Origin of the sequence: Apibacter muscae (genome assembly GCF_007845635.1) — a bacterium.
Taxonomy (GTDB): domain Bacteria; phylum Bacteroidota; class Bacteroidia; order Flavobacteriales; family Weeksellaceae; genus Apibacter; species Apibacter muscae.
The window spans coordinates 1-1,453 of sequence record NZ_SELG01000016.1 but is presented as its reverse complement, the minus strand read 5'-3'; the positions used below and the strand labels follow the sequence as shown (position 1 = coordinate 1,453).

The 1,453-nt window shown below is 30.7% G+C and carries 2 protein-coding genes; both read left to right on the top strand.

Features of this window, described 5'->3' with window-relative positions:
* The first annotated feature begins 270 nt into the window (after positions 1-270).
* Entirely contained in the window at positions 271-813 is a 543-nt protein-coding gene (locus tag ETU08_RS00535; RefSeq protein WP_146261062.1) for an antirestriction protein ArdA, read from the top strand.
* Between the two features lie 83 nt (positions 814-896).
* Positions 897-1,453 (top strand): recombinase family protein (locus tag ETU08_RS00530; protein WP_146261061.1); only part of this gene is annotated, 557 nt, incomplete at its 3' end.

Below are 1,453 nucleotides of genomic sequence, written 5' to 3'. Positions count from 1 at the left end.
AAACTTTCATTCCATTGACCCCTTAAAAACAACCCTTATTTATCCCCTTAATTACCGTATCAAAATTAGATTATGGTCAAAATGTAGTACAATAAATTAATTGAAAAATACATAAATAAAAGGATAAAAATATATTAAAAACACCTATTCTAAATTTGATACACTTATTTATTTTTTGTATCTTTATAGGAAATAAAGAAGCCTTGAAGTGCGCTAACACAACAAGGCTAATGTTAATAAATGTCAATCACTAAATTAAAATCTATCAACATGACAAAGGTAAGAAATTGTCTTTATGAGACAAAAATTTATGTTGGTACTTACAAAAAGTACAATGAAGGAAGCCTTTTTGGGCAATGGTTAAATATATCAGATTACAACGACTTTGAAGAACTGATACAAGCCATGAGAAAACTACATCAAGACGAAGAAGATCCAGAATTTATGTTTCAAGACTATGAATGTTCAACAATCATTGAAAACATGGGATTAATAGGAGAATCCTATATTTCTTCTGAGATTTACGAAGTTTTAGAAGCTATTGAAGCTAGTTATTACAGAGAAGAAGTAATAGAAGCCTATGTAGATTGCTACGGAACAGAAGATAATATACACAACCTTATCAGAAAAGTAGAAGAAAGCTATACAGGAAAATATAACACAGATCAAGAATTTGTAGAAGAGCTTTTAGAACAAACAGGAGATATACCAGAAAACTTACCTTCTTATATTCATATAGATTGGGAAAGTACCACAAGAAATATCATGTATGACTATTCTACCTCCAATAACCATTATTTCAGAGATATATAATAACCTTATCCAAAATAATAAAAAAGCATCCTGATTAAAATTAAAATCAGGGTGTTTTTCAAAACACAAAAGATTAAAAAAATATGAAAGCAAGATATATCAGGGTAAGCACAGGAAACCAAAATACTCAAAGACAACTAGAGAAACAGCATTCAGAAGAAAAACTATATATAGATATTATCAGTGGAGCAATTCCATTCAAACAAAGAGAAAAAGCAAAAGAATTACTACAAGACATAGAAAAAGGAGAAATAACTTACATCAGCGTACACAGCATAGACAGACTAGGAAGAAATCTCTTTGACATACTCTCCACCCTCGAAGAACTAAACCAAAAAAAGATAATTCTCAAAGTAGATAACCTAGGAATAGAAAGTTTAGTAAACAACAAGCCAAACAGTGCCTTTAAACTTATTATAAGTGTTATGGCTAACATTGCAGAGATGGAGAGAGAAACCATGCTAGAAAGGCAAAAAGAAGGCATTAGAATAGCAATTGCTAAAGGAGTTTACAAAGGCAGAGTCAAAGGGTCAAAGGAAACTGACCAACAAGTGCTAGAAAAGTATAAAAATGTAGTGAAATACTTAAAACAAGGACAATCTCTCAGAAACACAGCTAAGTTATGTAATGTGAGTTTGGG